The organism is Legionella sp. PC997 (genome assembly GCF_014109825.1).
In the GTDB taxonomy this organism is placed as follows: Bacteria; Pseudomonadota; Gammaproteobacteria; order Legionellales; family Legionellaceae; genus Legionella.
This window is the reverse complement of record NZ_CP059576.1, coordinates 65,729-79,501: the sequence shown is the minus strand read 5'-3', so window position 1 is coordinate 79,501 and position 13,773 is coordinate 65,729. Positions and strand designations below refer to the sequence as shown.

Here is a 13,773-nt window from a genome sequence, read left to right as displayed (position 1 = left end):
GCTGGAATCACAATGGCTTATAGAAAAATGTTAAAATCCAAAATCCATCGTGCGTGTGTCACTGAAGCCGATTTGGATTATGAGGGAAGCATCACGATTTCTCCAGAACTGCTCAAGGCAGCAAACATATTACCTTATGAAGCAGTCAATGTCTGGAATATCACCGCAGGTACACGATTTGAAACATATGCAATTACGGGCAGACCAGGATCTACCGAAATTTGTGTCAATGGAGCAGCAGCCCATTTAGTAACTCCCGGTGATTTAATCATTATTGCTTCCTTTACTCAGGTATTAGAAGAAGATTGCGCTAGCCTGGTTCCTACGGTAGTTTTTGTCGATCAATTTAATCGTTTAAGAGAAATTCGACCCGAAAAAATTGGAATTAAAAACAAAGGAATAAAAGAGTTTGCCGAAGCTTAAAAACGCTCTTCCCAATCTGAGCAATGTGAAAAAGAAATATCGATATTATTTGATAGCGATACCATGTTAAATCATCTTTTAGAACTACGACGTCGTGGGTTATATACGCTCTTTTGGTTTGGAGGCTTATTTTTTATTTTTTTCTTCCTTGCTAATGATTTATACCAAACTCTAGTTAACCCACTATTACATGTACTTTCGACGAACGAAGGTTTAATTGCTACCCATATAACATCCCCTGTATTTACTCCACTTAAACTCGCTGCTGATGCAGCCATGTTACTTAGTGCCCCCTTTGCGCTATTTCAACTTTGGCGTTTTATCAGTCCTGGGCTTTATCAAAAAGAACAAATTACACTACGTATCTCCCTAATCTTTAGTCTTTTACTATTCCTTGCTGGAGTCTTATTTTGCTTTTATCTGGTTTTACCATTCATGTTCCATTTTTTTGCACATGCTTTACCTAAAGGAGTGCGTTATATGCCTGATATGGCTTATGCTCTGGACTTTATCACCCGAATGCTAATGCTCTTTGGATTTTGTTTTCAGGTACCATTACTTTGTTTTGTGTTCGTGCGCTTAAACATTATTGAAGTGATCACCTTAAAAAAAATCAGGCCTTACGTCATTGTTGGCGCTTTCATAGTAGGTATGCTCCTTACTCCCCCCGATGTTTTCTCTCAAATCATGCTTGCGGTACCCCTTTGCCTTCTTTATGAAATTGGAATCATTTTAGCGGTTTACTTTATTTAGCTCTTTTATGAATTATTTTAAACACAATAAGTTTTCTTAATAGACAAATACGCTCTATAATGCGCACCGATTTTAATCATTTAGATGTGAGCAAAAGAAATGATCAGTAAAGAAGAGTTAATCCTACAGCATCAAAATAAACGAAAACAACTTGAAGAGCACAAAGAAAAAATCGTGCAGTTACAGCAACAAATAAATGAACAAAGAAAGGCCGTAGATGCACTGAATCAAAAAAATAAGCTACTTGTAGAACAAGATGTACCGTGCGCTTTAACTATAGCGAAAACCTTTTCAAATACATCAATACCATTAAATACAGAAAAGAAACAAGCAGTTTTGGACTATATTCAAGAATTGCTAACCACTCTAAAGGAGGAAACGCAAAGCAATCAAAAGCGCCTTGAACATTCCAGGAAGTTAATGAGGTTGTTAGAACAAGTAAATGAGCATCTTCGCCAGGGTTATAATAAAAATTTCCTGGCCGAACTTACCAATAAATCTGGCATTACTAGTACTCAACATCCCAAAAACACAGGATTTGCCTTATTACTCGAACTACTTGAGGAAGATCCTAAAAAGTATACTTGGACATGGGACAAAACAGATAGAGAAAACTTATCAAAAGTTGTTCCTCAAAAAATTGAACTATTTGCATTCCCTTTATTAGTGGACGAACAAACGGAAAAAGAATTAGCCTCCGGTTTAGAAAAGTTAGAACAAATTAGAATAAACTTAGTTAAAAACTATGTGAAACGGGATGAAATTTCTGAGGAAATTGTTCTACTCGAAAAAAACATAACCCAGATAGAAACAGAGACCATTAAAGAGCTTGCAGTACAAGTAGATGCATTAGAACGACAAATTAAAGACCTCGAACAACAAGAGCAAGAACGAAAAGAACAAGAAAAACAAGAGCGTGAGACAAAATGGGGAGAACACCAACAAGAAGATGAAAAAGAAAGGCGAGAACAAGAAAAACACAAACAAGTAAAAGAAGAAGGCGAGAAGAAATGGAAGACGCAGAGACTAGAAACTGAAAACGCCAAAAAAGAGCGGCGAACACTAGCCCTCGAGCTTAAAAAAGAGCTCATTGCATATGTCGAAGATCGAAACCAACATTATTATCCTAAGGATTTTTTTCTTCCTGAAGATAAAAAGACCCGCAATCAATTCATCGACAAAATTGTTAATGTAAAAAATGGGCTTCTAAAAAAATACGTCGATTCCGGTAATAGCGAGGAGCTGCTTCTTACTATTACCTCTCAAATTGATAACTTTAACGGCATCAAAATGCAAGCTACCCTTAACCGAATTGTGGTAAAGCTTATTGAAGCAGACTCAGAACCCGTTGCCAGAGAAGCTAGCTCTTTAACAGCAACGCAAGTGCTCTCCTCCTTGAAGAAAAGAAAAGGCAAGTTAAACGATTATGCTTTAAAAATTGAACACCTATACCAAGGCATAGAAGGTATGAAGGCTTATGCAGGAACCTTAGCTGCGGAGGAACAGAACATAATTAATCAGCTGGCTGATGCCCTTAAAAAAGATGTCGATCACTTTGTCTGTCAAAACCCTAACCAACTTCCAAAAAATGAAGCTTATCGAAAATTTAAAATGACTATTAAAGCAAGATTGCATAGTCAAGATGACCTTATGAGCGGCCATGCGGAATGGCCAGAAACCATACTCAATATATTGCTTAGCGTTATTACACTAGGGAAATTAATCTTTTCAAAAGCAAGAACAGGGCGAGCCTCTTTATTCTTTGATAAGACTGAAGATCAGAAAGAAATAGAAGCTCCAGTTGATGAAACCCTTGAGGATCTGGGGACATTTTTAGCAGGCGGCTAACAGAACACCTAAGAAATATTTACTTGGGTAATTATTTTAATCATCCCGGGACTCTCCTATGTAAATAGTTCCGGGTTAAATAACTCTTTATACTCACGGCGTTCAACTTGCAATTTAAATTCAGCGATTCTCTCCTTCTACGGCCTTAAGCTTCTTTTAGTTTTACCGATATAGAATACAAGACGCCCAACAAAGAGGCTTATATGAATAAAATTGCCCAATTCAATATTGGAGATTTAGTGATTCACAAACACAGTCGCTATCGAGCAATTGTAGTGGATGTAGATCCTTTATTTCAGGCATCAGGACGCTACAATCCACAAGCACCTAAACGTGAATTTGCCACTCGAAACCCTTGGTATCGCTTATTAGTTGATGACAGCAGTCAAATTACCTACGTTGAAGAGTGTATGCTGATCGCAGATACAAGCAAAATGCCAATTAATAATCCCCATATTGGATATTATTTAAAAGAACAGGAAGGACGGTATAAGAACGCCAATCCTCCTCATTAGTACCACAATCCGTCATCCCGAATGGAGTGAGGGAACTCCAGTCGATGGTACTGATTATACATTTGCAAAACTTAAACGTTCCTGGTCATAAATTCCCCCTGGAATGACGTGCGATAGTTTGCACTTTGCTGGTAAGTTTTAGGTATTTCTTAAAATTAAAACTAAAAGCGCTATAAAACCAATTAAAACAAGCGCCAAAACCCCCATGGTATAAAAACTTTTATTTAAATTTTCCTTGCTAAATTGTTCAGGCCTTCCTTTTATTGTACGGTACAAAATAAAAACAATCATTCCTGCGCCAATAAGCCCCAGAATTTGATATAAAGTCTCCATAAAACTCTTCCTTATTTTGCTTCAAAACTAAATGCATCTGAAAATAAATAGCTAGGTGAAACACCACTATTTACTAATGCATCACGCGTACTATACACCATATCAAACGGACCGCTAATGACGATTTGCCATTCGCCAAGATCATGCGGATGATTTGCTAATACCAGAGAGACCAGAGGCACCGCATTGTCTTCTGAGACTGAAGAAACATAGGTAAAACGACTAACATGTGCCTGCCAACTCGTTACTTTCTCATCCATATATAAATCATTTTGCAAGCGGGCACCCCAAAATAACTCAAAGGGTCGAGTATCGGGAGTGGACAATAACTGCTCGATCATGGCTTTTACTGGGGCAAAACCAGTACCACCGGCGATAAATAATATAGGCCGTTGTGGATGCAAATGTTCAATAGAACACTCCCCCAAAGGTAACCGAATAGTTACTGAACCATGCTGCTTTATATGCGCAAATAGGCGCTGGTTATAAGGATTTTCCAAACTATGACGAATATGAAGTTCATATTTATGGGATCCTAGGGGTGCATTAGCAATGGAATAACTAAACGCTTCCTCCCCAAAAAGGATCTGTAGATATTGACCCGCTTGGTAGGCTATATACTGTTCAGGTGCTAAAATCAACCGCATGATGCTGTCCGTCAGCGGGGATATATCTTCTACAAGAGCTTTAATTGTTTTTACCTTCATTCATCTAACCCCAGTGAAGACCAATATCCATTCACCTTTTTCAAAATTTCTTCATCCATCACAATCGGCTCGCCCCATTCTCTTTGTGTTTCGCCTGGCCATTTATTGGTGGCATCCAGTCCTATTTTAGAACCCAAACCGGAAACAGGTGAAGCAAAATCCAAATAATCAATTGGCGTATTTTCCATCATCACGGTATCTCGTGCTGGATCCATTCGTGTAGTCATTGCCCAAATCACATCGTGCCAGTTGCGTGCATCAATATCATCATCACAGACAATTACAAATTTGGTATACATAAATTGTCTTAAAAAGGACCACACCGCCATCATAATCCGCTTCGCATGCCCAGGATACTGTTTCTTCATTGTGACTACAGCCAAACGATAAGAACACCCTTCTGGCGGCAAATAGAAATCTACGATCTCTGGGAATTGTTTTTGTAACAAAGGGATAAATACTTCATTTAAGGCAACCCCTAAAATCGCTGGCTCATCCGGGGGCCGACCCGTATAGGTACTATGATAAATGGGATTATCTCGATGAGTAATACGTTCGACAGTAAACACAGGAAAAGATTGGACTTCATTATAATACCCTGTGTGATCTCCGTAGGGTCCTTCGGGAGCTTCCACTCCAGGCTCTAAATAGCCTTCTAAAACAATTTCCGCACTCGCGGGAACATGGAGATCATTCCCAATACACCGTGTTAACCGAGTACGTTGACCTCGCAACAAACCAGCAAAAGCATACTCAGACAAAGTGTCAGGTACTGGAGTCACTGCTGCAAGTATCGTTGCCGGATCTGCCCCTAAAGTTACGGAAACCGGAAAACGTTCTCCCGGATAAACCTGTTGCCATGCCTGGTAGTCCAATGCTCCTCCACGATGAGATAACCAACGCATGATCAATTGATTCTTATTCAATAATTGTTGTCGATAAATCCCCATGTTTTCACGTGTTTGATGAGGTCCCTTGGTAGTTACAAGGCCCCACGTTATTAGGGGCGCTGCGTCTTTAGGCCAGCATGTTTGAATAGGTAACGAAGTAAGATCTACTTCATCTTTTTCCCACACATGGGTTTGACATTCTGCACCGCTTACATATTTTGGTGCCATGTTTAATGCCTGTTTTAACAATGGAAGTTTATTAAACGCATCTTTGAATCCTTTGGGAGGATCAGGCTCTTTTAAAGCAGCCAATAATTTGCCTACTTCCCTTAATGCACTAATACTGTCTTCTCCCATTCCCATCGCTACACGCTCAACAGTACCAAATAAATTGGTTAAAACTGGCATTTGATGGTTGTGAAGATTAGTAAAAAGAAGGGCTGGGCCGCCAGAACGTAGAACACGATCACTGACTGCGGTCATTTCAAGATTTGGCGATACAGGGTAGGTTATGCGCTTTAATAAATTACGTGATTCCAATTGTGCAATAAAATCTCTTAGATCAGAGTATTTCATTAATTATCCCCTATAACCTCTTTGCATTTAATGCTACGTAAATTGGTCATCCCATACTGGTGCACTGCCAACAAGTTGATGAGAAGAATCGTTACCGCGAAGGCAGGAATCTATTTCTAGCGAGACACAGGGTCACTTTAAGATTGATTCCCGTTCCGAAATGACAAAACCCTAAAGGCAATACCACGTATACGGGAAACCAACTCTAATGAAAACCAAAACTAATTCAGGGATGGATTCCCGCATACGCGGGAATGACGAAGTTCTTTAACCTAATGCTCAAGAGTCATCGCTTACTCCGGTAGCATTGAAGGCGTTTAAAACTTAAATTACTCTTGACGTTTCATTGCATCAAAAAATTCAGCATTGGTTTTGTGATTTTTCATGCGCTCGATCAAGAACTCAATTGCATCACATTCATCCATCGACTGCAGAATTTTACGCAATATCCAGGTACGTTGAAGATCTTCTGGGCTTAATAATAGATCTTCACGACGTGTGCCTGAACGATTAATATTAATTGCAGGGAACACTCGACGTTCCGCAATATTACGACTCAAGTGAATTTCCATGTTACCGGTTCCCTTGAATTCTTCGTAAATCACTTCATCCATTTTTGAACCTGTGTCCACCAGAGCCGTAGCAATAATAGTCAGGCTACCACCCTCTTCTATATTTCGTGCAGCACCATAGAGACGCTTTGGTCTTTGCAATGCATTCGCATCGACCCCACCAGTTAATACCTTACCAGAAGAAGGAATCACCGTGTTGTATGCGCGAGCTAAACGAGTAATTGAGTCAAGTAAAATAACCACGTCACGTTTGTGTTCAACTAAGCGTTTGGCTTTTTCAATCACCATTTCAGCAACTTGAACATGGCGGTTAGCGGGCTCATCAAAGGTACTGGCAACTACCTCACCTTTTACAGAACGTTGCATTTCAGTTACTTCTTCTGGACGCTCATCAATCAGCAACACAATGAGGTAACATTCTGGATAATTCTTTTCTATAGAACGTGCAATATTTTGCAACATTAATGTTTTACCCGCTTTAGGTGGGGAAACAATCAAGCCACGTTGACCTCGACCAAAAGGTGCGCATAAATCAACTACTCGCGCGGTCAAATCTTCGGTGCTGCCATTTCCTTGCTCCATCACCAAGCGCTCTGTAGCAAACAGAGGGGTAAGGTTTTCAAATAAAATTTTTCTTTTGGCACTATCCGGGGAATCATAGTTGATTTCATCAACTTTCAACAAAGCAAAATAACGTTCACTGTCTTTGGGAGGACGAATTTTACCGGAAATAGTATCGCCAGAACGCAAACCGAAACGTCTGATTTGGCTAGGTGATACATAAATGTCATCAGGGCCTGCCAAATAAGAACCATCGGCAGAACGCAAGAAACCGAAACCATCCGTCAGGACTTCTAAAACACCATCACCATGGATGTCTTCACCTTTTAAGGCATGAGCTTTAAGAATCGCAAAAATAATTTCTTGTTTGCGCATACGGGAAGGGTTTTCGACACCAATCTCTTGTGCGATGTTAAAAAGATCGGCAATAGGCAATTGCTTAAGTTCACTAAGATTCATACTTCTCACTTGATTTGTTGATTAATCGAATTGGGTATCCGGGAAAAATATTATTAAGAATAGCAGCTAAGGATTCTGCTGCCTATGTGATATATTCAAATTATACCACATATTGCAGACAGGCTATCACAGCTTTAGTAAAAGATACAACATTTTTTATATAGAAAATAAAAATTAAACGTGGCTTTCAACAAAAGCACTTAATTGAGATTTTGAAAGCAAACCCATTTTAACCGCTTCAACTTGACCATTTTTAAATAAAATCAAGGTAGGAATACTCATCACACCAAACTTTGCAGGAGTTTGAGGATGTTCATCAATATTAATTTTCGCAAAAGTTACTTGCTCACCATGAGTAGCAGCTACTTCTTCCAATATAGGGGTCAGTGCACGGCATGGTCCACACCACTCAGCCCAAAAATCAACTAATACAGGCTTATTTGCCTGGATTACATCCTGTTCGAAGCTTGCATCTGTTATCGTTTTAATAAGATCACTCATGTTCAACCTCTGTTGTTTAAAATTCGTTAATTGCCAACCTTTACTGCAACGGTATGGGCATAGTTTGATTGAAAAATTTTCTGAATGATTCCCATCATCTTAACTACAGTCAAAAGATTTGTCATTCAACCCGCACCACTTATATTTTTCACGATTTTTGTTGCAGGAAAAACTGGTCCACACGTTCTATTATAGATCACCACCTACGGCTTGCAACACACTTAATGCAGTAATCGCCGCGGTTTCCGTACGTAAAATTCTTGGGCCTAAGGATAAAGGCTGAAACCCATGCTTACAAGCAAATTGAACTTCATCCTCACTTAGCCCACCTTCAGGACCAATAAGCAAATCAACTACCGATGAGCTAAACGCATAATCGCGCCACTTTTTATTTTCACCTGGATCTAAGATAAACCTTAATTCTGCTTGCGCCGCATGCATATAATCCTCTAGGGACATCGGGGTATGTACTAGGGGAACCGTATTACGTCCAGATTGTTCACAGGCAGCAATGACAATCGCCTGCCACTGGTGCAGTTTTTTTGCCATGCGTTCTTTGTCTAGTTTGACGACACAACGCTTCGTAATAATAGGAGTAATGCTCGCCACACCCAATTCCACCGCTTTTTGCATTACAAACTCCATACGCTCACCTTTGGAGATGGCTTGTGCTAAGTGAATAGCTAAGGGCGATTCTCGGCTTATATGGGTACTCGAACCAATACGGACAATAACTTGTTTTTTCTTAACTGATTCTATAGTTGCAGAAAATTCGTGATCATCCCCACAAAATAAAGTAAGCGACTCGCCAGGTTGCATGCGCAAAACAACCCCAACATGCTGACTGGCTTCTGGAGATAATTCTAAAAGCTGACCTGGATGATAAGTTCCAGATTGATAAATACGTACTGCTCTCATGTGTTTTGTTCTCTTACGTAGCTTAGATAGTGCTTTGATGCATCCAAGCCCCGTACCTTTACTTGCCAATACTATAACAAAAATTACTTATTTTAGCCCTATGTGATAGAATTTTTTATTTTATTTAACGCATTAAGGAAATTAAAAAACCATGAGCAAAACACGTATAGAATCGGACAGCATGGGTGAGATTGCTGTTCCTGCCAATAAATATTGGGGAGCACAGACTGAGCGATCATTACATCATTTTAATATAGGCAAGGATATTATGCCGCGCGAAGTTACCCATGCCTTTGGGATCTTGAAAAAAGCTGCCGCATTAACCAACTTAGACTTGGGGAAATTACCCAAAGATAAAGCGGACTTAATTATTCAAGCTGCTGATGAAGTCAGCAAAGGGATGTTAGATGAACATTTTCCTTTGCATGTGTGGCAAACAGGAAGCGGTACTCAATCCAATATGAATGCCAATGAGGTAATCTCAAATCGTGCTATTGAATTGGCAGGTGGTACCATGGGAAGTAAATCACCAGTTCATCCTAACGATCATGTGAACATGTCTCAATCTTCAAATGATACATTTCCCACTGCCATGCATATTGCGGCAGCCATTGCTTTCAATAAAAAATTAATCCCCGCCGTTAAAAACTTACGTGATGCTTTCGCCGTCAAAATGGCTGCCTTTAAAGATATAGTCAAAATAGGCCGAACTCATTTACAAGATGCTGTTCCTATCACTTTAGGTCAAGAATTTTCAGGTTATGTTGCTCAACTTGATGCCTGCCTCCATCGCCTTGAAGGGGTATTGCCCGAATTATATGAACTGGCTGCCGGTGGAACTGCGGTGGGAACGGGGTTAAATACCCATCCTCAATTTGCAACCAAAGTAGCACAACATATTGCGCAAATAACCCAATTACCCTTTGTTAGCGCAGAAAATAAATTTGCCGCTTTAGCATCGCATGAACCTTTGGTAAATGCCCATGGAGCAATGAAAACGTTAGCTTGCGCTTTAATGAAAATTGCAAATGACATTCGATGGTTAGCGTCTGGTCCACGTTGTGGTATTGGTGAGTTAATTATTCCAGAAAACGAACCTGGATCGTCCATTATGCCAGGGAAAGTCAATCCAACCCAATGTGAAGCAATGACTATGGTTTGTGCGCAAGTTCTGGGAAATGATACAACGGTGGGCATAGCCGACAGTCAGGGTAATTTTGAACTGAATGTATTTAAACCGGTGATCATCTTTAATGTACTTCATTCGCTTAATTTGCTTGCTGATACTTGCCATTCATTCCAAGAGTTTTGTGCAGAAGGAATTGAAGCCAATCGCAAGGTGATTGACTATTACTTACATCACTCCCTAATGCTCGTCACAGCGCTTAATCAACACATAGGCTATGATAAAGCAGCTAAAATTGCTAAAACTGCGCATCATGACAATTGCTCCTTACAAGAAGCAGCAGTCAAGCTTGGGATTTTAACGGCAGAACGTTTTGCGGAATTAGTCAGACCAGAAAAAATGATTGCCCCTGAATAATTCTTTTAAATAATCGCTTGAAAAAACAATGTGAATCTATTACATAGTTGCTCTGCTAATTTTGGGTATGTCTGTTATGTATATAATAGGCATACCTTTTAAATCATTAGCGTATTCGAAGCAAAAATGAATTTTGCTTCTTAAAATACAAGGATGATTATTAAAAATATATAGGAAAATAAGGTTCAAGTATGAAAGTAAAAAGAATTATTCCTTCTGTGCAAACGGTATCGCAGGAACATAAAAACGCAAGAACATCTCATCAAGGTCTTGAAAAAGCGGGTAAGAAAAAAATGAGTTTCTTTGGAGATTATGCTTCGCGACAATTTGTACGAGATGAAATGATTAAAGATGGACTGAATTTAATGGAATTACAGAGAGAACTGGAACAGGAGCGTATAGCCAGAGATGAGGAGTCCGTGGGCTATAACTTCAAATAGGGAATTGCTTTCCCGCTTAATAGCGGGAAAGTTTAGATGAGCAACATTATTGTATTACAGGTATTTGTGGTGCAGCATTACGTTTAGGACCTGGGGTTGCTTTTTGCGTAGGATCTTTTGATGCATAGGTCTTTTGTGCCTTAGGCTTATTCCCTGCTTGTTGCTTGTTTTGAGTATTCATTTGTTCATAGCCTTGTGTATTCATATGCTCTGAACGCTGCATATCCATGCATGCACATAATCCCAAAGATAAAGCGATACCAAAACACCACTTAAGTGACTTTAAATGAAACATATTTCGCTCCCTGCTTTTGTTGTTTGAAAAATAAATATAAATTAAAAAAGTTAAAATCACCACCTAAATCCAACAAGAAATTTTTTTTTTTGCATAAAAACCATATAATCAAATCAAACCACTCTCAATAAAGGACTAAATATGATCTATAGCAACATACTCGCCACCATCGGACACACTCCTGTAGTAAAAATTAATCGTTTAGGTCGTGATCTAAATTGCAAACTGTATGCAAAATGCGAGTTTTTCAATCCAGGCGGCTCTGTTAAAGATCGTATTGGGTATGAAATGATTGTTCATGCGGAACGCGATGGTCGTATTAAACCAGGTGACACGCTCATCGAACCAACTTCTGGGAACACAGGAATAGGCATTGCGTTGGCAGGCGCTGTATTAGGTTACAAAGTCATCATTACCATGCCCGAAAAAATGAGTCAGGAAAAACAATCTGTACTTGAGCGCTTGGGGGCAACGATTTATCGCACCCCAACCGAAGCAGCATATGACGATCCTGAAAGCCATATTTCTTTAGCGAAACGATTGCAAGCAGAAATTCCTAATTCTCATATCCTCGATCAGTACGCAAATCCTAATAATCCTAATGCCCATTATAAGGGTACTGCTCAAGAAATTATTGATGATTTTGGCAAAGATCTACATATGATTGTTGCCGGGGTAGGCACTGGCGGAACAATTACGGGCATTGCCAGACGTCTTAAAGAATATAACCCAGAGATCAAGATTATTGGTGTCGATCCTGAAGGTTCGATCCTTGGTGGCGGCACTGAAATTAAATCCTATGCCGTGGAAGGGATAGGTTATGACTTCTTCCCAGAAGTTTTAGATAATAGTTTGATTGATAAATACATTAAAACGAATGATCTGGATTCATTCCGAACTGCAAGAGATTTAATCCGAGAAGAGGGTTTACTGGTAGGAGGCTCTTCAGGCGCAGCAATGTGGGCGGCTCTGCAAGCTGCAAAATCATTAAGCAAGGATCAAAAATGCTTGGTTATTTTGCCCGACTCCATTCGGAATTACATGTCAAAATTTCCCAATGATGAATGGATGAAAGAGCACGGATTTCTGTAATTCCAAACCTAGAAGCAGAAGAGGGAATGTAGGTAGTAACCAGATTCTGCTTCGATAGCCTAAATAAAGATTATCTCAATGAAATAGCAGATTGATTTTCTATTTGATCAAATAAACTATCGGGCTCAACCTGTTTTGTGCTAATCCAGCTTGATAAAGCATTTGCTAGAAGCTCAATCATTTGTTGTTCTCGTTCTTGGGGAATACCAGCAATAACGGGTTTTCTATTTGCATGTTCAAGAGCAGACGAGATTGTATTATTCATTTGAGCAGGTAAAAAAGTAATATAGAGTCTCACTAATTGTTTGCGGTTTAATTCACCTGCAACAACCATGCTTAAAATAGTCTTACGCCATTGCTCATAAGACTGCAACAGCTGTTTATTATCTTCCGCAATTAGCCCAATAATATCGCTTAAAGTTTCTCCCTGCTCTTTGGTATGCTCAATAGGTTTGGGAGCATTAATGGCTAACTGACCAACATAGGCAAAATCTGCTTTATGTTTTACGGCAGGGAAATGCTGATCCCCTTGCACTTGGATTACTAAATTAATTTTATTAGAACCTGTTTCTCCCTCATACACCTCTCTTTTTCTCAGTTCCTTTCCAAGTTCTTTAAAAGATAGCGTTATACTAATTTCCAGCGCCTGGGCTAAGGCTTTTAAAGCACTGGATGGGAGTTCGACCTCTGGATTACGCAAATAGCTTTTGGGTGTGTCAGCACTTAATCCATTAAATACTTCACGATACATTAATGGATTAGTATAGATCTCATCTACTGCAAGCTGACGTAATACGTAAGCCATGCAGTCCACTAACTCTGACTTACGAGAAGTATTGAGTAACATACTCATACGTTCTGGAAGTGTTAAATAAGGTTGGTTATTTATATATTTGGGGAAATGAAGATAAAAGCGCTCCAAGATTTTTTTCAAAGTTGCATCGTTACCTCGTTGGGAAACGCTTTGTAACGAATCAATCATTGCTACAGCAACAGCATGGAATTGTTCATTACCAACGTTGATAAAATTGTATTCTGCGCGTGGCTTAGCTTCCTGATGTACATAAGCTCGATTACTAAAAAAACCAGCCATAATGCCTCTCCTACCCCTCAATATAACTTCATTCTAATGAATCAAAATTAAGGAAATATTAACTATAAACATCGTAAGACATAATTTACAGTAACTCCCGTTTTTAGAAACAAAAACTATTAAACAAAAATAATACTTAACATTATTATTCTATACTACATGCAGAAATTTTACTCGATTATAATGCAATAAGATAGACTTTATGTTTTGTGATCAGATGAAGTGGATAAGAAAAAAACTTTTTAAGATCAAAT

The 13,773-nt window shown here is 39.2% G+C and carries 15 protein-coding genes; 7 read left to right on the top strand and 8 right to left on the bottom strand.

The window, feature by feature from the left end; translation table 11 throughout:
* Positions 1-12 precede the first annotated feature (12 nt).
* The 4 genes from panD to hspQ all read left to right on the top strand — a co-directional run bounded on the left by panD (position 13) and on the right by hspQ (position 3,539).
* Complete coding sequence (gene panD / locus HBNCFIEN_RS00340; protein WP_182392188.1) at positions 13-423, top strand: aspartate 1-decarboxylase; 411 nt, start codon at positions 13-15, stop codon at positions 421-423.
* A gap of 63 nt (positions 424-486) precedes the next feature.
* A complete protein-coding gene (gene tatC, locus HBNCFIEN_RS00335; protein ID WP_182392187.1) occupies positions 487-1,176 on the top strand; it encodes a twin-arginine translocase subunit TatC in 690 nt (229 codons plus the stop codon).
* A gap of 99 nt (positions 1,177-1,275) precedes the next feature.
* Entirely contained in the window at positions 1,276-3,024 is a 1,749-nt protein-coding gene (locus HBNCFIEN_RS00330; protein ID WP_182392186.1) for a hypothetical protein, read from the top strand.
* 203 nt (positions 3,025-3,227) lie between these two features.
* The gene (hspQ, locus tag HBNCFIEN_RS00325; RefSeq protein WP_182392185.1) at positions 3,228-3,539 is read left to right on the top strand and encodes a heat shock protein HspQ; all 312 of its coding nucleotides are present in this window, start codon (positions 3,228-3,230) and stop codon (positions 3,537-3,539) included.
* Positions 3,540-3,677: 138 nt separating this feature from the next.
* Here hspQ and HBNCFIEN_RS00320 read toward each other — a convergent pair whose 3' ends face one another.
* The 6 genes from HBNCFIEN_RS00320 to HBNCFIEN_RS00295 form a co-directional block, all read right to left on the bottom strand.
* Positions 3,678-3,872: a hypothetical protein gene (locus HBNCFIEN_RS00320; RefSeq protein ID WP_182392184.1), complete on the bottom strand. Its 195-nt coding sequence runs from the start codon at positions 3,870-3,872 to the stop codon at positions 3,678-3,680.
* Between the two features lie 11 nt (positions 3,873-3,883).
* Complete coding sequence (locus HBNCFIEN_RS00315; protein ID WP_182392183.1) at positions 3,884-4,579, bottom strand: NAD(P)H-flavin reductase; 696 nt, start codon at positions 4,577-4,579, stop codon at positions 3,884-3,886.
* Positions 4,576-6,045 carry a 4-hydroxy-3-polyprenylbenzoate decarboxylase gene (gene ubiD, locus HBNCFIEN_RS00310; protein WP_182392182.1) on the bottom strand — a complete coding sequence of 490 codons (1,470 nt, stop codon included), beginning with the start codon at positions 6,043-6,045 and terminating at the stop codon, positions 4,576-4,578. Before ubiD ends, HBNCFIEN_RS00315 begins: the two co-directional genes overlap by 4 nt.
* A 329-nt stretch (positions 6,046-6,374) precedes the next feature.
* Positions 6,375-7,637: a transcription termination factor Rho gene (gene rho, locus HBNCFIEN_RS00305; RefSeq protein ID WP_182392181.1), complete on the bottom strand. Its 1,263-nt coding sequence runs from the start codon at positions 7,635-7,637 to the stop codon at positions 6,375-6,377.
* A gap of 174 nt (positions 7,638-7,811) precedes the next feature.
* A complete protein-coding gene (trxA, locus tag HBNCFIEN_RS00300; protein WP_182392180.1) occupies positions 7,812-8,138 on the bottom strand; it encodes a thioredoxin in 327 nt (108 codons plus the stop codon).
* A gap of 189 nt (positions 8,139-8,327) precedes the next feature.
* Entirely contained in the window at positions 8,328-9,056 is a 729-nt protein-coding gene (locus HBNCFIEN_RS00295; RefSeq protein ID WP_182392179.1) for a 16S rRNA (uracil(1498)-N(3))-methyltransferase, read from the bottom strand.
* 151 nt (positions 9,057-9,207) lie between these two features.
* Here HBNCFIEN_RS00295 and fumC point away from each other — a divergent pair, with 151 nt between their 5' ends.
* Together fumC and HBNCFIEN_RS00285 are read left to right on the top strand one after the other, a co-directional pair.
* Positions 9,208-10,599 carry a class II fumarate hydratase gene (gene fumC, locus HBNCFIEN_RS00290; protein ID WP_182392178.1) on the top strand — a complete coding sequence of 464 codons (1,392 nt, stop codon included), beginning with the start codon at positions 9,208-9,210 and terminating at the stop codon, positions 10,597-10,599.
* Between the two features lie 191 nt (positions 10,600-10,790).
* Positions 10,791-11,039: a hypothetical protein gene (locus tag HBNCFIEN_RS00285; protein WP_182392177.1), complete on the top strand. Its 249-nt coding sequence runs from the start codon at positions 10,791-10,793 to the stop codon at positions 11,037-11,039.
* Between the two features lie 46 nt (positions 11,040-11,085).
* Here HBNCFIEN_RS00285 and HBNCFIEN_RS00280 read toward each other — a convergent pair whose 3' ends face one another.
* Positions 11,086-11,334 (bottom strand): hypothetical protein, encoded by a 249-nt coding sequence (locus HBNCFIEN_RS00280; protein ID WP_182392176.1) that lies wholly within the window; start codon positions 11,332-11,334, stop codon positions 11,086-11,088.
* Positions 11,335-11,475: 141 nt separating this feature from the next.
* On the opposite strand from HBNCFIEN_RS00280, the gene HBNCFIEN_RS00275 reads away from it, so the two are divergent.
* On the top strand, positions 11,476-12,426 hold the full coding sequence (locus HBNCFIEN_RS00275) for a pyridoxal-phosphate dependent enzyme (RefSeq protein ID WP_182392175.1): 951 nt from the start codon (positions 11,476-11,478) through the stop codon (positions 12,424-12,426).
* Between the two features lie 70 nt (positions 12,427-12,496).
* On the opposite strand, the gene HBNCFIEN_RS00270 is transcribed toward HBNCFIEN_RS00275, so the two are convergent.
* Positions 12,497-13,519, bottom strand: coding sequence for a hypothetical protein (locus tag HBNCFIEN_RS00270; RefSeq protein ID WP_255464282.1), 1,023 nt, complete (start codon positions 13,517-13,519; stop codon positions 12,497-12,499).
* Positions 13,520-13,773 lie beyond the last annotated feature (254 nt).

Coding starts and splice junctions, on each gene's coding strand:
- panD (WP_182392188.1), top strand. CDS start 13: ATGGCTTATAGAAAAATGTTAAAATCCAAAATCCATCGTGCGTGTGTC.
- HBNCFIEN_RS00270 (WP_255464282.1), bottom strand. CDS start 13,519: ATGGCTGGTTTTTTTAGTAATCGAGCTTATGTACATCAGGAAGCTAAG.
- rho (WP_182392181.1), bottom strand. CDS start 7,637: ATGAATCTTAGTGAACTTAAGCAATTGCCTATTGCCGATCTTTTTAAC.
- HBNCFIEN_RS00280 (WP_182392176.1), bottom strand. CDS start 11,334: ATGTTTCATTTAAAGTCACTTAAGTGGTGTTTTGGTATCGCTTTATCT.
- hspQ (WP_182392185.1), top strand. CDS start 3,228: ATGAATAAAATTGCCCAATTCAATATTGGAGATTTAGTGATTCACAAA.
- HBNCFIEN_RS00315 (WP_182392183.1), bottom strand. CDS start 4,579: ATGAAGGTAAAAACAATTAAAGCTCTTGTAGAAGATATATCCCCGCTG.
- HBNCFIEN_RS00320 (WP_182392184.1), bottom strand. CDS start 3,872: ATGGAGACTTTATATCAAATTCTGGGGCTTATTGGCGCAGGAATGATT.
- HBNCFIEN_RS00295 (WP_182392179.1), bottom strand. CDS start 9,056: ATGAGAGCAGTACGTATTTATCAATCTGGAACTTATCATCCAGGTCAG.
- tatC (WP_182392187.1), top strand. CDS start 487: ATGTTAAATCATCTTTTAGAACTACGACGTCGTGGGTTATATACGCTC.
- fumC (WP_182392178.1), top strand. CDS start 9,208: ATGAGCAAAACACGTATAGAATCGGACAGCATGGGTGAGATTGCTGTT.
- HBNCFIEN_RS00275 (WP_182392175.1), top strand. CDS start 11,476: ATGATCTATAGCAACATACTCGCCACCATCGGACACACTCCTGTAGTA.
- HBNCFIEN_RS00285 (WP_182392177.1), top strand. CDS start 10,791: ATGAAAGTAAAAAGAATTATTCCTTCTGTGCAAACGGTATCGCAGGAA.
- HBNCFIEN_RS00330 (WP_182392186.1), top strand. CDS start 1,276: ATGATCAGTAAAGAAGAGTTAATCCTACAGCATCAAAATAAACGAAAA.
- ubiD (WP_182392182.1), bottom strand. CDS start 6,045: ATGAAATACTCTGATCTAAGAGATTTTATTGCACAATTGGAATCACGT.
- trxA (WP_182392180.1), bottom strand. CDS start 8,138: ATGAGTGATCTTATTAAAACGATAACAGATGCAAGCTTCGAACAGGAT.